The organism is Micromonospora sp. BRA006-A, from assembly GCF_033433935.1.
In the GTDB taxonomy this organism is placed as follows: domain Bacteria; phylum Actinomycetota; class Actinomycetes; order Mycobacteriales; family Micromonosporaceae; genus Micromonospora; species Micromonospora aurantiaca.
On sequence record NZ_JANCLW010000001.1, the window covers coordinates 1500871 to 1522560 of the forward strand.

The following is a 21690-nucleotide window of genomic DNA, read 5'->3' on the forward strand; positions in this document are numbered from 1 at the left end:
AAGACCATCGACATGAGCAGTTATCCAGCGGGGGAGGACCAGAGGGTGGCCCGTCGTACGAGAAAACGGGGCCGGGTGTTCACGCTCGGGCTCACGCTCGGCCTCGCCGGCCTGATGTCCACGGTGGTGTTCGTCCAGCCGCCGGAGCCGGCACCGCGTACCGCCGCGGCCTCGGAGGACCTCGTCCGGGACACCGAGGCCGAGGCGCTGGTGGCAGCCAGGGCGCTCAACCAGCCGGTCGAGGTGCTGGCGCACCGCACGGAGTACCGCGACGTCTTCGCGCAGCCGGATGGCACGCTCATCGCCAACGGCCACACCCAGCCGGTGCGGGTCACACAGGGAGACGCCTGGGTGCCCGCCGACTCCACCCTGGTGGTTCAGCCCGACGGCTCCTACGGCCCGGCCGCCGCGCTGCTCGGCATGCAGCTCTCCCAGGGCGGCACCGCACCGCTGATGGTGGTCACCCGGGACCAGAAGAGCATGACCCTGACCTGGCCGCACGGGCCGCTTCCCGCTCCCGTGGTCGAGGAGAGCAAGGCGACCTACCCGAACGTGTTCCAGGATGTCGACCTGGTCGCGAACGTCACCGTCGAGGGCTTCTCGCACGTACTGGTGGTCAAGACGCCGGAGGCGGCCAATCTGCCGGAACTCCAGAACCTCCGGCTCGGCGTCGCCGCGGTGGGCCTGACCATCGAGGAGACGGCCGAGGGTGGTGTGGTCGCCCTGGACCCGGTCACCGGCAACCCGGTCCTGGAGGCGGACGCGCCGACCATGTGGGACAGCGGAAGCCAGGAGGGGGGCGATGCGGCCGCGGCGCGGTCGCTGGACACCTCGACCGACCCGGGCGCGGCCTCGGCCGAAGGGCCGGGCGACACGTCGGAGGTGGCTCCGGTCGGCCTCGACTACTCGGACAACACCCTCACCCTCACCCCGGACCGGTCCATGCTCACCGATCCGGACGCCTCGTTCCCGCTGTACATCGACCCGGTCTGGCAGAGCAGCACCAACAGCGCCTGGGCGATGGTGGACAGCGGCTACCCCAACGAGGAGTACTGGAAGTTCGACGGCAAGCGGCACGAACGCATCGGCCTCTGCCCCAGTTCCTGCAACAACTCGAAGGTCAAGCGCCTGTTCTACCGGCTCGCCACGCCGTACTCGGGCAAGACGATCCTGGAGGCCACCTTCCGGGTCACCCTGCAGCACGTCTACAACTCGACCGCCCGGGCGGCGGCGCTCTACCTGATGCCGGCCGGGATCACCTCCTCCACCAACTGGAGCAACCAGCCCGGCGGCTCGGGCTGGTCCGGAGCGACGCACCTCGCCACCAGCTCGCCGACCAAGACGCAGGCCACCTGTACCTCCACCAACCAGAACACGGAGTGGAACGCGAAGGCCGCGGTGCAGCAGGCGGTGACCAAGGGCTGGAGCAACGTGACCCTCGGCCTGCGGTCGGTCAGTGAGAGCGACTCGACGCACACCAAGCGGTTCTGCGACAACGGCGTCCTCTCGGTCCGCTACAACCGGGCGCCGGTGATCGCCAACCTCAACGAACTCACCATGTCCCCCGGCGGGCAGTGTGTCTACGGCTCCGGCGCGCCCTACGTGGACGTGCCGCCGCGGCTGAACGCGGTGCTGCGGGACCCGGACCACTCCTCGGCCCACACCGAGCAGATCAAGGCCGAGTTCAAGGTGACCTGGACGCCGGCCGGCGGGACGTTGCAGACGCGCTCGTACACCACTCCGCTGAAGGCCAGCGGATCGGTCTTCTCGTACACGGTCCCGAGTGACATCGCGCAGAACGTCCCCATCTCCTGGGAGGTACGGGCCAGCGACAACACCAGCTGGGGTCCGTGGAGCAGTGAGGGCTCGCGCAACGTCTGTCAGTTCCTCTACGACAAGACCAGCCCCAGCGCGCCCGACGTCGACTCCGCGGTGTACCTGCCGCAGGACGCGGCCGACAACGGGACGGCGAGCGCGTCCAACTGCATCGAGAGCGACGAGTGGCTGGGTTCGATCGGTGTACCCGGCAACTTCGTCTTCGACTCCGCCGCCACGGACGTGGTGGAGTACCGGTACGGCTTCAACACCAACCCGGCACCGGGCGTGAACGTGCTTCGGCCCACTACCGACGGCGGGCCGGTCACCCTGCCGAACTGGTACCCGGACAAGGAGGGCCCGCGGACGATCAACGTGCAGGCCGTCGACCGGGCCGGCCGGTCGAGCAGCATCGCCTCGTGCACGTTCCGGGTGGGCAAGCGACCGCCGACCGCCCAGTGGTCGCTCGGCGAGGTCGCCGGCGAGGACGGCGCCGGCGACGGGCTCGGTGACAACGACGCGACGGCCGGAAGTGGCGTCACGTTCGGGGTCGAGGGTCCGGGTGGGACGTCCGACACGGCCGCCCGCTTCGACGGGACGGCCGACGCCCACCTCACGACCACCAAGCCGGTCCTGACCGACACGTCGGCGAGCTTCGCCGTCACCGGCTGGTTCAAGGTCGACGATGCCGGCCGGCGGCAGGTGGCGGTCAGCCAGGACGGCACCGGTGAGCCCGGGTTCGCGCTGGGCGTCGAGGGCGGATCCTGGTTCTTCCGGATGCCGGTCAACGACGTCAACTCACTGGGCCGCTGGCAGGTCGACGGTGCGGCGGCCACGACGGGTTGGACGTACGTGACGGCCATCTTCGACGGGCCGAAGAAGGAGATGTCGCTCCAGGTCGGGAACAACGCCCCGCGCATCGCCCAGCGCAGGTCGCTGACCAAGGCGCGCGGTCCGCTCCAGATCGGCCGTGTGCTGACCAAGAGCGGTTACGCCGACAACTGGGAAGGGGCGATGGCGGACGTCTCCGTCTTCGACCGGCTGATCATCGCCGACGAGGTCACCGGCCTGCAGAAGACGGCGCCGAGCCGCAAGGCGTACTGGCGGTTGAACGCGGAGACCAGCAAGGTCAGTCCTGAGGAGCGCGGTGGCGCGGGCCTCACTCTGGGCAGCGGTGCGACGGTCTTCAAGCACCCGGTCCTGTCGCTGCTCGGCGGTGGTCACCTCGCGCTGACCGGTAACGCGGACAGCTACGCCAGCACATCGACAAACGCGGACATGGCGGGCAGTTTCTCGATCAGTGCCCGGGTCAAGCTGACCAGCAACTGTGCCGGTACCCCGATGACCGTCTTCTCGCAGAAGGGCACCAACGGCAGTTCGGTCGTCGTGCGCTGCAACAACGCCGGGCAGTGGGAACTGGCGATGGCGAGCACCGACACGGTGGCGCCGGAGTGGACCACGAAAGCCACGGATGAGGCGCCGAAGCTCGTCGGCAAGGGTGACCACCTGACCCTCGTCTACAACGGCTACGCCCGCGAAATGGCCCTGTACGTCAACGGGTTCTTCACCGAGGCGATCCAGCTGGTGTCGCCGTTCGTCGCCACCGGTGGGGTGCAACTGGGCCGCGCCTGGCTCGACGGCGCCTTCAAGGAGCACCTGTCCGGCGCCGTCGACGACGTCCGGGTCTACGACGGCGTCGCCGACAAGGTCCTGATCGAGAAGCTCAACGTCCAGGTCCGCGAACAACTCTCGCTCTGACGTGACAGGCGGTGGGCCCGCCCGCTCCCGGGCGGGCCCACCGGCACGCGAGACCTTTCCCCGTTCTTCTCCCCAACCCCTGGAGGGGTGATGTTCTCCCGACTCCTGGTCCGGTCCGGCGGGTTCGTCCGCCACACCGTACGACCAGTTTCCTGGGCGATGGCCGGTGTCATGGCCGCCGGCTTCATCCAGATCGCGACCCCACCCGCCTCGGCCGAGGCGAAGCCGAACCGTCCGTCGACCTCGGACGCGTCCAAGGTCCTGCCCAAGCGCGACCCGCTGCCGGCCAAGCCGAAGGCGGCCAACCCGGCGGTGGCTGCCGCCTCCACCGCCCCGGCGAAGGTCACCTGGCCCGCCGCCGGCGCCGCGGACATCACCGTGCCGGCGCCCGCGTCTGCCCGGTCCACCGCCGGGAAGGCCCCGGCGGCCAGCGCCAAGATCGGTGGCCTGCCGGTCGCGGTGTCGGCCGCGCCCGCCGCCGCGGCCGCCGCGGCGGACTCGGCCCGTCCGGCCTCCGCTCCCGGCAAGGTACGCATCGAGGTGCTCGACCGGAAGGCCTCGGAGAAGGCCAAGGTCGACGGCCCGATCGTCCGGCTGAAGCGGGCCGACGGTCAGGCCGCTGCCGGGAACGTCCGTCTCGACCTCGGCTACGGCGGGGTCGCCGGTGCGTTCGGTGGCGACTTCGGTGCCCGGCTGCGGCTGGTCCGCCTGCCCGAGTGCGCGCTGAACACGCCGGAGAAGGCCCAGTGTGCCCCGGTTCCGCTGCCGACGACGAACGACAGCGCCGCCGAGACGCTCTCCGCCGAGGCGGCCACCGGGGCGCTCTTCGCCATGACCGCCACCGACTCCTCCTCGCAGGGCGACTACGGCGCGACGAAGCTGTCGCCGTCGTCCAAGTGGTCGGTGGCCCCCTCCACGGGTGGCTTCTCCTGGAGCTACCCGCTGCGGAGCCCGCCGGTGCCGGGTGGTGGCGCGCCGCCGATCGCGCTTGCCTACTCGTCGCAGTCGGTCGACGGCCGGACCGCGACGACAAACAACCAGGGCTCGTGGATCGGTGAGGGGTTCAACTACGAGCCCGGGCACATCGAGCGCCGGTACAAGCCCTGCTCGGACGACGGGCACGACCAGTACGCCGACCAGTGCTGGGCGTACGACAACGCGACCATCCTGCTCAACGGCAAGTCGACGGAACTGGTCAAGACCGGTGACACCTGGCGGTTCGGGACCGACGACGGCTCGAAGGTCGAGCGGCTCACCGGCGCGTTGAACGGTGACAACGACGGCGAGTACTGGCGGGTCACCACCACCGACGGCATGCAGTACCACTTCGGCCTGAACCGGCTTCCGGGCTGGACCTCCGGCAAGGAGGAGACCGGCTCGGCCTGGACCATGCCGATCTACGGCGACGACTCGGGCGAGCCCTGCTACAACGCGACGTTCACGTCGGCGTACTGCGACCAGGCGTGGCGCTGGAGCCTCGACTACGTCAAGGACCGCTACGGCAACGTCACCTCGTACTTCTACGAGAAGGAGATCAACTACTACGCCCGGGGCAAGAAGACCGACGTCAACGGTGTCCCGTACGTCCGGGGCGGCTGGCTCAAGCGGGTCGACTACGGCCAGCGGCACGAGGCCGTCTACACGACCAACGCCCCCGCCCGGGTGCGCTTCGAGACCAAGGAACGGTGCCTGCCGTCCGGGAACGTCGACTGCGACCCGCAGGATCTGAACACCACCACCGCGCCCTACTGGCCGGATGTGCCGTTCGACCGGAACTGCGCCAAGGACACCAAGTGCAAGCTCGACCAGATCACCCCGACGTTCTGGACCCGGGCCCGGCTGACCGGCATCACCACCGAGATCCGCGAGGGCACCGGCTGGACGCCGGTGGACAACTGGAAGCTCGACCACCTGCTCACCGACAACGGTGACGGCTCGCGCACCCTCTGGCTCTACAAGATCACCCACACCGGCCTCTACGGGCCGGGTGCCGACATCGCCATGCCGTCGGTCGAACTGGGCGGCCTGCAGCTGCCCAACCGGATCGACCGCGACGGCGACAACATCGCCCCGCTGGTCCGTTTCCGGCTGGCGACCGTGTGGACCGACGCCGGCGGTCAGATCGACGTCAACTACGCGACCCCGGACTGCACCAAGAGCACGCTGCCCACGCCGGGCAACAGCACCAGGCGCTGCTACCCGGTGAAGTGGAACCCGCTCGGCAGCGGCGACCCGATCACCGACTGGTTCCACAAGTACGTGGTCGAGCAGGTCGTCGAGACCGACCGCACCGGCGGGGCGCCGGACATGGTGACCCGCTACCAGTACCTGGACGGCGCGGCCTGGCGGCACGCCGACCCGGACGGCATCTCCGACCCGAAGGATCTGACCTGGAGCGACTGGCGCGGTTACGGCCGCGTGATCGTCACGGCCGGCGACGGCCAGGTCCAGACGACCAAGACGGAGTACCGCTACCTGCGCGGCATGCACGGCGACAAGGATCCGGACGGCGGCACGCGTACCGTCAGCGTCGCCGACTCGACCGGCGGGAGCCACACCGACCACAACGAGTTCTCCGGCCACCAGTTGGAGAGCATCGTCTACGACGGCGCCGACACGGTCAGCAAGAGCATCGCCGTCCCGTGGCGGCACAACACCGCCACGGAGACCCACAGCTGGGGCAGCAAGAAGGCCTGGTTCATCAACACCACCACCGCCCGGAGCCTGGTCGCCCTGGCCGCCGGCGGGTGGCGGGAGACGAAGCAGACCTCGACCTTCGAGACCAGCTTCGGCCGGGTGACCGAGACCGAGAACGAGGGTGACGTGGCGGTCACCGGCGACGAGGCATGCAGCCGGACCACGTACGCCGACAACGCGGCCGCCCACCTGTACAGCCTGGTGTCGCGGGTCGAGTCGGTGTCGGTGGCGTGCTCGGCCACCCCCGATCGCAGCAAGCAGGTCATCTCCGACACCCGGACGCTCTACGACGGCAAGGCGTTCGGCGTCGCGCCGACGCTGGGCAACCCGACCCGGACCGAGCGGCTGAAGAGCCACAACGGCACGACGGCCACCTACATCCGCGCGTCGGAGGGCACGTTCGACGCGTACGGCCGGCCCTTGACCGCCGTGGACGCGCTGGGCCGGGTCACCAAGACCGTGTACACGGACACCAACGGCCTGACCACCAAGGTCAAGGAGACCAACCCGCTGCAGTTCGTCACCACCACCGACTACGCCCCGGCGTGGGGTGTGCCGGTCGGCCAGGTGGACCAGAACGGCCTCAAGAGCGTCCTGGAGTACGACGCCCTGGGCCGGCTGGCGAAGGTCTGGATGCCGGACCGGACGGGCGCCAGCGGGCTGGAGCCGAGCATCCGCTACAGCTACCTGGTCCGCACCGACAAGCCGGTCGCCATCAAGACCGAGCGGCGGCAGAACGACGGCTCCTACAGCGTCGAGTACAAGCTGCACGACGGTCTGCTGCGGCCCCGCCAGGTGCAGTCGGAGGGTCCGGACGGCACCCGTACGGTCGCTGACACCTTCTACACCGGCACCGGCCAGATGGCGAAGACGTACGCGACGTACACGGTCGCGGGCACGCCCACCGACGTGATCTACCCGGCCGTCAACGGTGACGTCAACGGCCAGACGCTGTACGTCTACGACGGCGCGGACCGGGTCACGGCGGAGATCTTCGCGGTCGCGGGCAACGAGAAGTGGCGCACCACGACCACCTACGGCGGCGACCGGGTTTCGGTCGACCCGCCGGCCGGCGGCACCCCGACGACCTCGATCACGAACGCCCTGGGCAAGACCACCGAACTGCGGCAGTACAAGGGCAGCGGTCCGACGGGCGACTTCGACAAGACCGAGTACACCTACACGCACGCCGGGCAGCTGAAGACGGTCAAGGACCCGGCCGGCAACGTCTGGTCCCACGAGTACGACCAGCTGGGCCGCAAGACGAAGTCGATTGACCCGGACGCCGGCACGTCGACGTCCGGCTACGACGACCTGGACCGGCTCACCAGCACCACGAACGCCCTCAACCAGACGATCAGCACGAAGTACGACGAGATCGGCCGCAAGATCGCCGTCTACAAGGGGGCCGCCGACACCGGGGAGCTGCTGAGCAGCTGGACGTACGACCTGGAGATGCTCGGTGAGCTCTCCTCGACGAGCCGCTGGATCGACGGGCACGAGTACGCCACGTACTTCTCGATCTACGACGAGTTCTACCGGCCGCACGCCACCTACTACTCCGTGCCCGAGCACGCCGGTGCCGAACTGGCCGGCTTCTACACCTTCGGCACGGAGTACAACCGGGACGGCAGCGTCCAGTCGCTGAGCATGTCGGACGGCGGTGGGCTGCCGTTCGAGACGATCGCCTACACCTACGACGATCTTGAGCGCCTGACCGCGGCGACCGGTGACGCCCCTTACCTGACCGACGTCGAGTACGCCGGCACCGGCGAGGTACTGCAGACCGAGGCTCGGGTGGGCACCCGGAAGGTCTGGTCGACATACGAGTACGAGCAGGGCTCCAAGCGGCTCACCCGGCAACGGCTGGACCGCGAGTCGGCCCCGGTCGTGGACATCGACGCCCGCTACACGTACGACCAGTCCGGCAACATCCTGCGGATCGCCAACAACCCGTCCGGCACGCAGGACACGCAGTGCTTCACGTACGACTACCTGCGCCGGATGGAGCGGGCCTGGACGTCGGCGAGCACCGCGACCGACCCGTGCGCCGGTGGGCCCTCGGTCACCGGGGTGGGCGGTGTGGCCCCTTACCACCACGCCTACACCTTCGACGTCACGGGCAACCGCAAGACCGAGGTCCAGTACGGGACCAACGGCGCTCCGCTCATCGAGCGCAGCTACACCTATCCGGCCGCCGGCCAGGCGCAGCCGCACACGCTGAGCCAGATGACGGAGAAGACTCCGCAGGGCGACCGGCTGTACTCGTACGAGTACGACGCGGCCGGCAACACGAAGAAGCGGACGAGGGCCGGCGAGGACCAGACCCTGGTCTGGGACGCCGAGGGCAACCTCGAGTCGGTCACCGAAGCCGGCAAGCAGACCAGCTTCCTCTATGACGTCGACGGCTCCCGGATGCTCCGCAAGGAGCCGGCCTCGACCACGCTCTACCTGCCGGGCATGGAGATCCGGCTGAACCACCAGACCCGGTCCACCGACGCCACCCGGTACTACTCGCTTCCGGGCGGGGCGAGCCTGGTCCGCAAGGTGGACGGCCTCCGGTACGTCGCGAACGACCACCACGGCACCGGCCAGGCAGTCGTGGACCAGAGCGGCGCTGTCACGCATCGGCGGATGACCCCGTACGGCGAGAACCGGGGCGCGTCGCCAGGTCAGTGGCCGACGGAGAAGGGCTTCGTCAACGGGAACATCGATTCCACGACAGGCCTGGTCAACATCGGCGCGCGGGAGTACGACACGATCACCGGCCGGTTCATCTCGGTCGACCCGATCATCGACGTCAACGACCCGCAGCAGATGAACGGGTACGCGTACGCCAACAACAACCCGATTTCGTTCTCCGACCCGGACGGTCTCAAGGCCTGTTCCGACGACGCCTGCGGGCCGGGCGCCGACTACGAGGACATGTACGGCAACTACCACAAGGTCAAGGGCCACAACGACGGTTGCGGTGGTTGTTCGGGCGCGTACGACCCGGACGAGCCCACGATCAACGTCCACAACAACCCGCGGGCATCAGCGGAGGAGCGGGCCGCGGCCGCGCGGGCGGCGGCGGAGAAGGAGAGGCAGCGGCGGATCGCCGCGGCCAAGGCGAAGATGCTCAACGCCGCCAAGGCCCTGGCGAAGATCCTGATGGACGAGTTGGGCATCACCGATGCCCTGGACTGCTTCCTCAAGGGCGACATGGGCGGCTGCCTGGCCACAGCAGTCAACGTCGCGGGTGCGGCGATCGGCGGTGCGCTGGGCAAGCTGGCCGTCAGATACGGCGCTCCATGGAAGTGGAAGAAACTCGCCAACCTGACCAGCCGCGTCAAGGGCCTGCTCGGCGACCTGGTCGGCAGCGCCAAGGCATTCATCAAGTGCAAGAACAGCTTCGTGCCCGGCACGTTGGTGGTGATGGCCGACGGATCGCGCAAGCCGATCGAGGACGTCAAGACCGGCGACATGGTGTTGGTGACCGATCCGGTGACCGGCAAGACGACGATCAAGCCGGTGGTGGCGACCATCATCGGTCAGGGCAGCAAGAACCTGGTCGAAGTCACCATCGATCCCGACGGTGACAGCGGCGACGCCACTGAGCGCGTGGTCGCCACCGACAACCACCCGTTCTGGGTGCCCGGCTTGGACGAGTGGGTCGACGCCGCCGATCTGCGGGCCGGTCAGTGGCTGCGTACCTCGGCCGGCACCCACGTGCAGATCAGCGCGACCCGACAGTGGACGGAACCGGCGCGGGTCTACAACCTCACGGTCGACGACATCCACACGTACTATGTGCTCGCAGGCAACACCTCGGTGTTGGTGCACAATTGCGACTGGACGAGTGACGCCAACTTGTTCGAGCACTTCGACAAGCACGTGATGGGCGTGGATAAGCCTGGCGGCGTCGGTGACATGAGGGAGATCTTGGATAGGAACGATGGCGATGTCGACCTGGCTCTCGATGATTACGCCAGCTGCGCACAACGTTTTCTCTGTGATGCCGCCACCGCTGGCACGCAGCAGCAGCGGCGAGATTCAGATGGCGCGCTCGTGCGGGTGAACACTAAAACGCGGGAACTCGGCGTATTGGGCGACAATGGCATCGTGACCTACTTCAAGGCGGATAATCCAGAAGCCGAATTCCTCAAGGAGCTCAGGAAGTAGGAGGACTGTTGTTCATCGCGCCGGGAAGGCTGCTGGATTGTTGGAGGAGCTTTTCCTCCGAGTTGACAGGGCGAAGAGAGGCTCTGTCGCGTCTGGCGGCGCGCGATTGCATAGAATCTGTTATCCGGCTGCGTCACCCGTCTGTAGATCGATTTGCTGCGGCGGTGTACGTGGTCGATGAGAGGCAGCGCCGTGGGCTCAGGGATGCGTCAACCATCTCTTCCCGATGGTGGTGGTCCGCGGCTCCGCCTCCGCCGGTAGAAGCGCCAGATCTCGGTTCGGCCGCTGCAACCGCGACCGCAGCCGAGATCTGGCGGCAGGCGAGTGCTGCAGGTCTGGCCCCCTTCGACCACTTGACATTCAGTCTGAGCGGCGGGAGGGATGTCCTTGGACGGCTGCGCTTTCAGGTAGTTTCGGCTGAGCAGATGGTCGTCCGGCCGTGGATCGACTTCTTGCTTATTCCCGTCGAGCGGGCGTACTGCCGATTGATCGGCGCAGATCCGCCAGAACTCTTCACTGCCACTGTTAGCGTCGCAGTCGGCCGACTGCGAGACGTCGGCATCCATTTGCCCGGCCATGCGGGGCCTGAAGCTGTTGCTATATCGATCGCACGGCACATCGACTCTTTCGTCGACATTGTCTCCCATGTGACCCCCGATCTACTGATCAACGATCTGTTGCGGCAGCGGCGGTTCAGTGGGGGTAAGCACTTCGAATGGCGGCTTCCCTTGGCCTTGGTGAGCTACGGCAGAGGCCACGAAGCCCTGCAACTGATTGAGAAACTCATGCTGGGCTTCGCCCGCCAACCATATAGTCGGTCGTTCCATGAGCTGCAATGGCTGAGGCGAAGGCTGGCGGATTCGGAATCGACCTTCAACTGCCCTGAGTTGCAGGGTTGATGTCTCGGGCCAAAAGCTATCAATCGCGCATTCCGGGGCACCAGCCGCTCGGGCAACGACAGAGGTGCAGCAGCGCCCGAGGAGCGGAGCGCCGCTCAGGGCGGCCTCACGGTTGATTTCGACGGCGACTCGTCGTACGCAATCTCGTCAACCGGAGTTGAACTCTTCACCAGCTCTCCGGATGACGTTGATGAACCGGCTGGGGGAGTTTCGATAGCGCGAACCGGGCGAGAACGAAGTGCGGAGTTGCGCGCACCGGTTGCTGGCAGATGCTGAGCAGGGTGCAGATGCGGTGCCCACGCCGATCCACCACAGCAATGGACCGATGACCGTCATCAGGGTAAGGAGAGCCACTGACCAGCCCGGCCATCGGCGTAGCGTAGGTCGAGAACCTCTGCCGGTCGTGAACGTATCCGGGGGTCTAGCCACGACGGTCAGCGAGCCGGCCCGTCGCCGGACTCGGCGAGCTGCTTGAGGTTCAGCAACTGCCGGCGGGCCATCACCAGGTCGCCGAGGCAGCCGCCGAGGGCGATCACCGGGTTTGTCCGCATCACCACCTTGAGCAGCAGGCGGGTGGTGTTCCCGGCGTCCGGCACCAGGACGTACGACAGCACCGCGCCCATGATCTCGCCGGTGAGGTGGTGTCCCGGCTCGACCGCGAGGATCCGGCCCCGCCGCCGCCCGCCGGCAGTTGTGAACGCCTCGCCCACCACCGGCTCGGGAAGGTCCACCAACCGTTGCGGTGAACGGCGGCCGAGATTGTCGATCCAGTCGTACGAGTAGGGCGCGAGCCGGATCTGAGCGACCCACCGCCACACGGCGGAAGGTGGCGCGTCCACGCTCACCCCGCGCCACGCCCGCAACGTGGGCGCGGGGACGAGGTCGTCGCACGGGTACCGGCGACGTGTCTCGTCGTCGGAGACGCCCCACCGGTCACCGAGCATCGGCCCGGCCCAGCACCAGCGTGGTCCGCAGGTCGAGCACGACGGTGCCACCGAAGTCGTCCACCAGCCGGTCGAGGGCGGCGATCCGGCGTCGCTGCTGCTCCGGTGTGCGGGACAGGTACGGCCCGAACGTGCGCATCAGCGCCAGGTACCGCTCCTTGTCCAGCGGCAGCTCCCGCCGGAACACCTCGCGGCGTACGTCGGCGAACTGCCCACTGTCGAGGACGTCCCGGTGGAACCAGTCGACGGGCCGCTTCCGGACGGTGGGGTCGACGGATCGCAGCGCGGCCCGGACGGCGGCCTGCTGGGCGGCGTCGGCGTAGTCGTAGCGGTGCCCGAAGACGGCGAGCGTGCCGCCGGGCGCCAGGGCGCGCCGGGCCAGGGCGTTGCGGGTGGCGGCGTCCAGCCAGTGCCAGGCCATCGCGCAGGCCAGCACGTCCACCCCGCCGGCGGGCGGCGACCACCGCTCGAACGTCGTCGCCTCGACGCGCGCTTCCGGGAACCGCTCGGCCAGCCGGGCTGCCATCAGTGCGTCGGGCTCCACGCAGGTCAGTGGCGCGCTGAGGCGGGCCAGCACCTCGGTGCCCTTGCCGGTGCCCGCGCCGACCTCGACCACTGAGGCCGGGGTGCCGCCGTGGTAGGCGACTATCGACTCGGCGAGTTTCGGCGGATATCCCGGCCGGGCGCGCTCGTACAGGTCGGCGACCGTACCGAAGACATTCATCACCAGCAGGATACGGCTCCGACCGGTCCCCGACAGACCGCGCGGAAACCGGCCCACCCGCTTCTACAGTCCGCACCATGAGGTGGACCCTGCGGCTGGCTGCGGCGCTCGGCGTACTCGTGACTGCTCTGGGGACCGGGGCGGCGAGCGGCGCCGCGGCGCCCGCCGACGGCGGCCTCGGCCTGGCCCTGCGGTCTGGCCAGACCGACTACCGGGCCGGGGACCAGGTCCGCCTCGACCTCACCGTCACGAACACCACCGGGTCGGCGTGCGCGCTCGCCACCGGGCCCGTCGGCACGGTGCAGATCACGGGGGTACGCCGGGACGGGCGCGACGTCGAGCCGACGCTGGCCCGCAGCTTCTTCGAGGACGGGATCGGCGCCGCCGCCACCGCCGGGCTCACCACTGTGGAGCCGGGAGCGACCGCCGCCGTGGGATTGACCGGGGTACGGCTGCACGACGGCGACGTCGTGCTCCGCTCGGTGGCCGCCACCCCGGACGGCGGTGGGCTGGACACGCTCTGGCCGGTCGGCGCACCCGGCCGGTACGAGGTGACCGCCGGCTACGTGACGCTGCCGGTCACAGGCGCGACGAACCCGTGCGCGGGCGCGAGCGCGCTGCGGACCGCCACCTTCACCGTGTCCGACGACGGCGGGACCGGCCCGCGCTGGTTCTGGGTGGTGGCCGGGGGAGCACTCGCGCTGCTCGTCGTCGCGCTGGTCGTGCTGCTGCTGGTACGCCGACGACGCCGGCCGGCAGCCGCCGCCGTGGCCCTGGTGCTGCTGGTGGCCGTCGGTGCGTACGTCGGCGGTGGTGCCCGGCCGGCGCGGGCCGACTACGGCGTCGACCCGAACGCCGGTGTGCCGGTCAGCGGCGTCGACTTCCAGGCTGCTGTCGACGGCTGCCTGGCCGGCTTCGCGCTACCCGGCGGCGACCCGTCCGGCCTGCTGCCCCGGCTGCGCGACAAGAAGAGTCCCCGCGTGCGGATCATCCCGACCACTGGTGGCTCCGGCGCGTTCGAGACGCCGGACAGCGCCGACGGCAAGGGCTCCTCGACCGTCACGTGGAACCCGACCTCCACCGACCCGTACGGCGACGGGGTGGCCCGCGACCCCTGCGCCGCGCTCTACCACGAGCTGAACCACGCCGACGACATCTCCCGCAACGCCGTGCCGCAGGGCGAGTGCGGCGGCACCGGCATCCGTACCGCCGAGGTGAAGGCGACGCTCGCGGAGAACCGCTACCGGGCGGCGAAGGGGCTGCCGCCGCGCACCGAGTACGACGGGAAGACGCTGCCGAAGAACCTCGACGAGTGCAAGAAGCCGGCCAAGAAGACACCGCCGCCGAAGGGACCGGTGAAGCTCTGCGAGGACGGAGCCGACTGCGGCGGCAGCAACGGCGACCCGCACCTGGTCACGTTCGACCGGGTCGCCTACGACTTTCAGGCCGTCGGCGAGTTCACGCTGGTCGCGTCCACCGGCGGCGACCCGCTGGAGGTGCAGGTCCGGCAGGCCCCGATGGCCGGCACGCGAACCGCCTCGGTCAACTCGGCTGTCGCGTTCCGGATCGGCGCGCACCGCGTCGCGCTCACCCTCACCGACGGCGGCACCCGGGTGCACGTCGACGGCGCATCACCAGCCGTGCTGCCGGACCGCACCGACCTGGCCGGCGGCGGCACCCTCACCCGCCGTCCGTCGGACACCGGCCCCGCCGACGGGTACGACGTGACGTGGCCGGACGGGTCCGCGGCGGCGGTGGACCAGATCGGCCGGTACGGCTACCGCGTGCTGGTCCGGCTCGCCGAGACCAGGGCCGGAAAGGTACGCGGACTGCTCGGCGACTTCGACGGCGACCCGGCCGACGACATCGCGCCCGCCTCCGGGGCGGCACTGGCCCAGCCGGTGCCGTTCGACAAGCTCTATCCCGCGTACGCGGACAGCTGGCGGATCACCAGGGACCGCTCGCTGCTGCACTACGACGACGGGCAGGACACCGGCACCTTCACCGACCGCGCGTTCCCGGAACGGGAGGTCACCGTCGCCGACCTCGACCCGGCCCGGCGCGCGGCGGCCGAGCAGGTCTGCCGCTGGGCCGGCGTCACCGCGCCCGCCCAGCTCGCGGAATGCGTCTTCGACGTCGCGGTCAGCGGCCGCCCCGAGTTCGCCGTGGCCGGCGCGAGCACGGAACGGGTCGCCCCACCGGCCGCCACCCCGATCACCGCCGTACCCGTCGCCACCGCCACGCTCACCCCCGGCGGCGAGCCGCTGACGTTCGCCGCCCGCGCCGGGGACGCCGTCTTCGTCGACGCCACCGCGCCGGGCATCGGGGACCGCTGCTCGCCGTACGTGCTCACCGAACCGGGCGGACGGGAGATCGCCAGCGGCTGCAACATCAAGGGCAACGGGTACGTCGACCGCGTCGACCTCACCGCCACCGGCACGTACGCGCTGCGGGTCACCGCCGCACCAGGCGACACCGGCCGCGCCGCCGTGCGGGTGTACGCGGCGCGGGACAGCGACGGGACGCTGCAACCGAACGGCCCGGCGGTCACCGCGACAGTCGCGCAACCCGGCGGGCGGGCGCGTTACCGGTTCAGCGGGCGCGCGGGTGAGCGCGTCTACGTGGAGGTGCCCACGAGCAGCCTCACCGACCAGTGCTCCCCGCTGGAACTGCGGGATGCCGAGGGGCGGCTGCTGCGCAGTGGCTGCGTGATCAACGGCGCCGGTGAGATCGACGGCACGCTGCTGCCCGCCGACGGGACGTACACCGTGGTGGTCGACCCGACCGAACGCGGCACCGGCACGACCGCGCTGCGGGTGGTCACCAGCCGGGACCGGGAGGCGACGATCGCACTCGGCGGGCCACCTGTCGTCGCCCCGGTGGACCGGCCCGGCGCGATCAGCGGCTACCGGTTCACTGCCACGGCCGGCACGTCGGTGACGGTGAGCGCTTCCGCCTCGGACCTGCCGGACCAGTGCGGCGTGCTGGCGTTGCGCGCGCCCGACGGCAGCACCGTCGGCAGCGGCTGCGTGATCAACGGGGCCGGTGAACTCGGGCCGACCGTGTTGCCGGCGTCCGGGGCGTACACCCTGGTGGTGGACCCGTCCGGGGCCGCGACCGGGCAGGTCACGCTGGCGGTGCGGTGAGGCCGACCCTGGATTTCGGGGGTGGCCGGCGGTCGTGCTAACGTCTCGTCCCGTTGTCAGCGAGCGCCGCTAGCTCAACTGGCAGAGCAGCGGACTCTTAATCCGCGGGTTCGGGGTTCGAGTCCCTGGCGGCGCACCAACGATCAAGGCCCTGACCAGGCGTGCCACGCCGGTCGGGGCCTTTTTCGCGTACGCCGAGAGTGGGTGGTGGCTCGGTGGGTGCTCGGGAGCCGTTGGACCGGGCCGGTGTTGCCCGGACTGAACGCGGGTCTCGTGTACGTCCGGCGCGCACCGCTGGTTCTTTTCCGGGCTTGATGGGGCCGGGCGTGTCCGGGGCGCGTCAGGCCAGAGCTTCCGGGGCGCGCCGCCGCCACCACGCGCTGAAGAGGGTGACCACGTGCGTCTTGATCTCGTCCGTGATGATCTCGTGCCCGTCGCCCATGAGCGGCCGGACGGCGTGCTTGTAGACCTCTGGGTGGTGTTCGACCGAGGGGCAGGTGAAGATGGCCAGCATCCTCAGGACGCGCAGGGTGTCTGTTCCGAGGAGGGGAAAGTGAGCCTCCAGCAGCCTCGCCAGGGCTGACCACACCTTATCCACGACAAGGCGGATGACGGCGTCGGTCACCAGCCGGGGCAGCCCCGAATCGAACCGCCGCGACAACGCGTCGGTGATGAACTGCTTGGCGGTATCCGTCAGCAGTTCGACGGTCTTGTTGATCTTATTGATCAACTGGATCAGGGCCACCAGCAGGCCGCACCATGTGTGATCGGCCAGGCGCTTCTTGACCTCCCTGGCGTCAGCCTTATTCCGGACGACGCTGTCTATGCCGGCTGAGATCTCGTCCCACGGGTTCTCCATGACATGGTGGGCAAGGGTGTCCATCCGGCCAAGGTCTGATGACATCGATGTCGGCTCAACATCGCGTGGCAGTCGGCCGTTGATTCTGGTTCGGCCGTCGGCGGCCCACAGGTAGTCGGTGATGTCCAGGCGTGCGAGGTCAAAGTAGATTTCCCGGTTGTGGGCGTTGAACTTCTGGCGTCCGGATCGTCTGTCTTCCTCCACCTTCTCCTTGAGTTCACGCCGCCGGTCGTCGCGCTTCTCTGACCGGTCGGCGGCCAGAGATGTCCATCCTTGCCAGCCGTGTTGTGAGCCCCCGCAGCCGGAGCATGTGCAGCCCGGCCTCTGGGCGTTTGCGCAGTTGGCTCTGTGGGTGTTGGTCATCATCCGCAAGTCGCCGCCCGGTCGTTTGCGCTCAATGTGACTAGCCAGTGACTCTATGTCAGGCAACGATGGATGCCAATGGATGTGTGATTGGGTCGGGGCAGCTCGACTCGGGGCCTCCACCTTCTGCGGGCCGTTCTGCCTGGTGGGAGCCTGCAGATTTGCTTCATCTGCTGGGCTGCGACGGATTATTGATAGACGGCTCTTCCCTCATCTGCATCACTCGCTTCCGTCCCAGACCGGCGACCAAGGCTCGGGCTGGACAGGTCATGGCGCTCCGGAGCCTGCGCTGATCCCAGGAGGGGACACGCTGAGGGCTCATCGTGGGTCTTCCGGATGCCACCCCGAGCGTCGACTCTGGTTGGGCTGTCGACTCGACCGTCATTGACTTGATGTGTTGGCGCGGATGCGTTGTGCTGTCAGGTGGTCGTCGTCCGATCGGAGGTGATCGTGGCCGCGCAGGTGGATCCCGAGTGGTGGAGTTCGGGGCTGTGGAACGACCGACCGATCAGCGAGTTTCTTCAGCGGCGCGACATCACTGCGGTCTTCCGCTTCCTTCACGCCCGAGGCGTGTCCTACGGCAGGATCGCCGCTCTCGTAGGCCTCTCGCCTCACCGCGCTACGGAGATCGCCAAAGGCGTCCGGCAGGTCACGGCGTACGAGGTGCTGGAACGGATCGCCGTGGGTCTTCACATTCCGCGTCCGGTCATGGGGCTCGGCCGCGCCGAGGACAGCACTATGCCGCGTGACGTCAGCATCGAGACCGTGGCCGGTGAAGCAGATCGATCGCCTGCCCGTATGGGGAGCAACGAGGCCGGAGGTCTGGTCAGACTCCGTCTGGGACTGGACGAGGCTCTGGCGGCGTCGAGTGTCGCCCCTCGGCAGCTTGAGCTGATCGAGCAAAGCGCTGGCGAGCACCTGCGGGTCTATCCCTCGGCTTCGCCACAGACGATGCTGGCGCTGCTGGCCGCCGACTGCCGAGAGGTGCAGATGCTGTCGCTTCGGCGCCAGCCGGCGGCGGTCCAGGCCCGGCTGTCCGGGGTGGCGGCGCTGCTGGCGACGATGTGCGCTGACGCGTTGATGAGGCTCGGGGATGTCGCCGAGGCTCGACGGTGGTACGGCACAGCGATCCACGCGGCGGACGACAGCGGGGAGGCTCGATTCAGGGTGCTCGTGCGGGCCCAGGCGGCGATGCTGCCGTACTACTTCGGGGATCCCGCCCAGACCGTCGCTCTGGCAGATGCGGCTCTCGCGGTCACTCCGGCCGCATCGTCGTCGGCTGCCCTGGCGGCTGCGGGCCGGGCTCGTGCCCTGGCCAGAATCGGTGCCACCGAGCAGGCGCGATCGGCCGTCGATCAGGCACGCCGGCTGTTCGATCAGGCTGGCGACGAGGACACCGACGTGGCGTTCAGGTTCCCGGCGAAGCGGCTGCTGCTCTACCTCTCCGGCGCGTACACCTGGCTCGGTGACACGGTGGAGGCGTACCGGGTTCAGGACGAGGCATTGCGGCTCTATGGCACGGCTCCGGCCGTACCGATCGACGTGGCGCTCATCGCCCTGGACCGGTCGATGTGTCTCGCGCGGGAACGGCGGGCGACCGAGGCGGCGGTAACCGCGCGGGATGCCGTCGCGGACCTGCCCGAGACGCAGCGGACGGAGATCATCTTGACCAGGGCGACCGACGTGTCCACGGCGATTCCTGGAGAGAGCCAGCGGGGTGAGGTCGCCACCTTGACGGACTACCTACGGGCCTGCCGCGAGCGCGCCCGTAGGCTTGGGACCACAGCCGCACTCGGTCCCTAGGAGCCCCATGTTCGTCGAGGCGCGCACTCGGCCGGTGCTCGCCGAGGTATGTCGGCTCCTCGGCTACCCCGACTCGGACGCGGCTCTGCTGCGGCACCACACCAACGCCGTCTACGCCGTCGGGGACGTCGTCATCAAGATCGCCCCTGGCGACCAGGACCTGAACCGGGTGCGCGCGATGGTGGCCGTGGTCGACTGGCTGGTGGACCGAGAGTTCCCCACGGTCGGCCTTCACCCGGGCCTGTCCCAGCCGTTGGAGGTGGGCGGGCACGCCGTCACTGTCTGGCAGCGTCTGGATCCCGCACACGACCATCCCATCACCGTCTCCGAACTCGGAAGCCTTCTCCGGGATCTGCATTCCCTGCCTGTTCCGCAACTGCCATTGCCCGTGCTGCGGCCGATCCATGGCATCGAGCTATCCGTGACCCGTTCGGAGATCCTGAACGGCAAGGAACAGGATCTGCTGCTAGGCCGGCTCGAGACGCTGGCCGCCGGCTGGGAGGCGATGCGGTTTCCCCGTGGCACGAGCCTGATCCAGTCAGATCCGCAGGTTCGCAACGCGCTCCGGCGTTTCGACGGCACGCCCGTACTCGCCGACTGGGACGGCGCCGCCCTTGGGCCCCGCGAGTGGGACATCGCCACGGTCGCTGTCCACTGCCGCCGGTTCGATCCGCCCGGCTCCGATGCCTTCGCCAACTTCACCGCCGCCTACGGCTGGGATGCCACCTGCTGGCCGGGGTTCGAGGAGCTGTGCCAGCTTCGCGAGCTGCAGATGATCGCTACCAACGCCCGAAAGTCCCGCCCCGGGACCGAGGCCGCCGACGAGGTGCACCACCGGATTGCAGGACTTGTCCACGGCGGGCCGGAACTCCGCCGCTGGCACATCCTCTGAAATGAGTCTCGTAGGGACGGCGTAGTACCGCCTGTCCTCCTCGCATCGGTCGGGGCCGACCACATAGAGGCCCACCGTGGCCCACCACGCTGGGTCTGTCTCGGGCCCGTGCCGCCCGGGTGACGTCCGCGCTGGTGGTGTAAGAGACGGCCATCGCGTGATCCGGTCTGATGTTATGCGGCGATCGGGGCGGGGTCGGTCTGGTCGTTGTCGTGTTGGTCTGGCTGAACGGTGATCAGGCGGGCTTTGGCGAGAAGTTCCAGGCCCATGTAGCGGCGTCCTTCGGTCCACTCGTCGGTCTGCTCGGCCAGGACCGCGCCGACGAGGCGGATGATCGCCGCCCGGTTGGGGAAGATGCCGACGACGTCGGTGCGGCGGCGGATTTCCTTGTTCAGCCGTTCCTGCGGGTTGTTGGACCAGATCTGGCGCCAGATCTCCCGCGGGAAGCCGGTGAAGGCGAGTAGGTCGTCGCGGGCGGCGTCGAGGTGCTCAGCCGCGGCCGGGAACTTCGCCTCAATCGTGGCGACGACCCGCCGGAACTGGGCGTGGACGGCGTCGGCATCAGGCTGGTCGAAAATCGTGCGGACCAGGGTGGCGATCCACGGCTGCGCCGACTTCGGCACCTTCGTCAGCAGGTTGCGCAGGTAGTGGGTGCGGCATCGTTGCCAGGTGGCGCCGGGCAGCGCCGCGCCGATCGCGGCGACGAGGCCGCGGTGAGCGTCGGAGATGACGAGCTGGACCCCGGACAGTCCGCGGGCCGTCAGTGACCGCAGGAACGCCAGCCATCCTGCGCCGTCCTCGTCCGAGGCGACGTCGACGCCGAGGACTTCACGCTGGCCGTCGGCGTTGACCCCGACCGCGACCAGGGCGTGGACGTTGACCGTGCGTCCGTGCTCGCGGACCTTCATCGTCAACGCGTCCATCCACACGAACGTGAAATGCCCAGAGTCGAGGGGCCGGTTGCGGAACGCCTCGACCTGCGCGTCGAGGTGCGCGGCCATCTCCGAGACCTGCGACTTCGACAACTGCCGGATCCCGAGGGTCTCGACCAGCTTCTCCACCCGCCGCGTCGAGACCCCCAACAGATACGAGGTGGCCACGACCGAGACCAGTGCCTGCTCGGCCCGCCGCCGGTGAGTGAGCAGCCAGTCCGGGAAGTAGCTGCCGTGGCGCAGTTTCGGGATCGCCAGGTCGATCGTGCCGGCGCGGGTGTCCCACTCCCGAGGGCGGTAACCGTTGCGGGAGTTGACCCGCTCATCGCTGCGCTGCCCGTAGCCGGCGCCGCAGATCGCGTCGGCCTCGGCGGACATCACCGCCTGCGCGAACGTTTTGATCATCGCCTGCAAGACATCCGGCGACGCGCCCTCGATCTGCTCGCGCAGCAGGTCAACAGGGTTCACACTCTCTGAAGCGGCCATCGCGTCCTCTCTTCCTTCTCTGACTTGGTCGTCTTGAAGGATCGACGCGATGGCCGTCTCTCATCTACGCAACACGCCCATCACGGGCAAGTCGTACACCACTCCCGTGGACGCAACCGCCGCCCGCGATCGTGGACGTCAGGAAAACGTCGGCGGAACGGTCCAGGACGATCCTGATCCCATGGCGCCGGCGGGTCAGCGGCAATGT

General features: G+C 69.0%; 11 protein-coding genes and 1 tRNA gene. 7 read left to right on the forward strand and 5 right to left on the reverse strand.

Annotated elements, in window-relative coordinates:
• Positions 1–114: 114 nt before the first annotated feature.
• The 3 genes from NMK34_RS07300 to NMK34_RS07310 all read left to right on the forward strand — a co-directional run bounded on the left by NMK34_RS07300 (position 115) and on the right by NMK34_RS07310 (position 11333).
• The gene (locus NMK34_RS07300; protein WP_318336287.1) at positions 115–3573 is read left to right on the forward strand and encodes a LamG-like jellyroll fold domain-containing protein; all 3459 of its coding nucleotides are present in this window, start codon (positions 115–117) and stop codon (positions 3571–3573) included.
• A gap of 90 nt (positions 3574–3663) precedes the next feature.
• The gene (locus tag NMK34_RS07305) at positions 3664–10434 is read left to right on the forward strand and encodes a polymorphic toxin-type HINT domain-containing protein (RefSeq protein ID WP_318332767.1); all 6771 of its coding nucleotides are present in this window, start codon (positions 3664–3666) and stop codon (positions 10432–10434) included.
• Between the two features lie 8 nt (positions 10435–10442).
• Positions 10443–11333 (forward strand): hypothetical protein, encoded by an 891-nt coding sequence (locus tag NMK34_RS07310; protein ID WP_318332768.1) that lies wholly within the window; start codon positions 10443–10445, stop codon positions 11331–11333.
• Positions 11334–11499: 166 nt separating this feature from the next.
• On the opposite strand, the gene NMK34_RS07315 is transcribed toward NMK34_RS07310, so the two are convergent.
• The 3 genes from NMK34_RS07315 to NMK34_RS07325 all read right to left on the reverse strand — a co-directional run bounded on the left by NMK34_RS07315 (position 11500) and on the right by NMK34_RS07325 (position 13001).
• Positions 11500–11703, reverse strand: a complete 204-nt coding sequence (locus NMK34_RS07315) for a hypothetical protein (protein ID WP_318332769.1) — start codon at positions 11701–11703, stop codon at positions 11500–11502.
• Positions 11704–11767: 64 nt separating this feature from the next.
• A complete protein-coding gene (locus NMK34_RS07320; protein WP_318332770.1) occupies positions 11768–12277 on the reverse strand; it encodes an SRPBCC family protein in 510 nt (169 codons plus the stop codon).
• Positions 12267–13001, reverse strand: a complete 735-nt coding sequence (locus NMK34_RS07325) for a class I SAM-dependent methyltransferase (RefSeq protein ID WP_318332771.1) — start codon at positions 12999–13001, stop codon at positions 12267–12269. The genes NMK34_RS07320 and NMK34_RS07325 overlap by 11 nt, the downstream gene beginning before the upstream one ends.
• Before the next feature lie 77 nt (positions 13002–13078).
• Between NMK34_RS07325 and NMK34_RS07330 the strand changes: the two genes are divergently transcribed.
• Together NMK34_RS07330 and NMK34_RS07335 are read left to right on the forward strand one after the other, a co-directional pair.
• Complete coding sequence (locus NMK34_RS07330) at positions 13079–16147, forward strand: VWD domain-containing protein (protein ID WP_318332772.1); 3069 nt, start codon at positions 13079–13081, stop codon at positions 16145–16147.
• Between the two features lie 63 nt (positions 16148–16210).
• Positions 16211–16286 (forward strand) — tRNA-Lys (locus NMK34_RS07335).
• A 201-nt stretch (positions 16287–16487) separates the two neighbouring features.
• On the opposite strand, the gene NMK34_RS07340 is transcribed toward NMK34_RS07335, so the two are convergent.
• Positions 16488–17372, reverse strand: coding sequence for a hypothetical protein (locus tag NMK34_RS07340; protein ID WP_318332773.1), 885 nt, complete (start codon positions 17370–17372; stop codon positions 16488–16490).
• Between the two features lie 441 nt (positions 17373–17813).
• On the opposite strand from NMK34_RS07340, the gene NMK34_RS07345 reads away from it, so the two are divergent.
• Complete coding sequence (locus NMK34_RS07345) at positions 17814–19172, forward strand: hypothetical protein (protein ID WP_318336288.1); 1359 nt, start codon at positions 17814–17816, stop codon at positions 19170–19172.
• Between the two features lie 7 nt (positions 19173–19179).
• Positions 19180–20064 (forward strand): phosphotransferase, encoded by an 885-nt coding sequence (locus NMK34_RS07350; RefSeq protein WP_318332774.1) that lies wholly within the window; start codon positions 19180–19182, stop codon positions 20062–20064.
• A 173-nt stretch (positions 20065–20237) separates the two neighbouring features.
• Here NMK34_RS07350 and NMK34_RS07355 read toward each other — a convergent pair whose 3' ends face one another.
• Complete coding sequence (locus NMK34_RS07355) at positions 20238–21482, reverse strand: IS256 family transposase (RefSeq protein WP_318332775.1); 1245 nt, start codon at positions 21480–21482, stop codon at positions 20238–20240.
• Positions 21483–21690 lie beyond the last annotated feature (208 nt).

Excerpts from the sequence above, each read along its gene's own strand:
- NMK34_RS07300 (WP_318336287.1), top strand. The coding sequence starts at position 115 with ATGTCCACGGTGGTGTTCGTCCAGCCGCCGGAGCCGGCACCGCGTACC.
- NMK34_RS07305 (WP_318332767.1), top strand. The coding sequence starts at position 3,664 with ATGTTCTCCCGACTCCTGGTCCGGTCCGGCGGGTTCGTCCGCCACACC.
- NMK34_RS07315 (WP_318332769.1), bottom strand. The coding sequence starts at position 11,703 with ATGGCCGGGCTGGTCAGTGGCTCTCCTTACCCTGATGACGGTCATCGG.
- NMK34_RS07320 (WP_318332770.1), bottom strand. The coding sequence starts at position 12,277 with ATGCTCGGTGACCGGTGGGGCGTCTCCGACGACGAGACACGTCGCCGG.
- NMK34_RS07325 (WP_318332771.1), bottom strand. The coding sequence starts at position 13,001 with ATGAATGTCTTCGGTACGGTCGCCGACCTGTACGAGCGCGCCCGGCCG.
- NMK34_RS07330 (WP_318332772.1), top strand. The coding sequence starts at position 13,079 with ATGAGGTGGACCCTGCGGCTGGCTGCGGCGCTCGGCGTACTCGTGACT.
- NMK34_RS07340 (WP_318332773.1), bottom strand. The coding sequence starts at position 17,372 with ATGATGACCAACACCCACAGAGCCAACTGCGCAAACGCCCAGAGGCCG.
- NMK34_RS07350 (WP_318332774.1), top strand. The coding sequence starts at position 19,180 with ATGTTCGTCGAGGCGCGCACTCGGCCGGTGCTCGCCGAGGTATGTCGG.
- NMK34_RS07355 (WP_318332775.1), bottom strand. The coding sequence starts at position 21,482 with ATGGCCGCTTCAGAGAGTGTGAACCCTGTTGACCTGCTGCGCGAGCAG.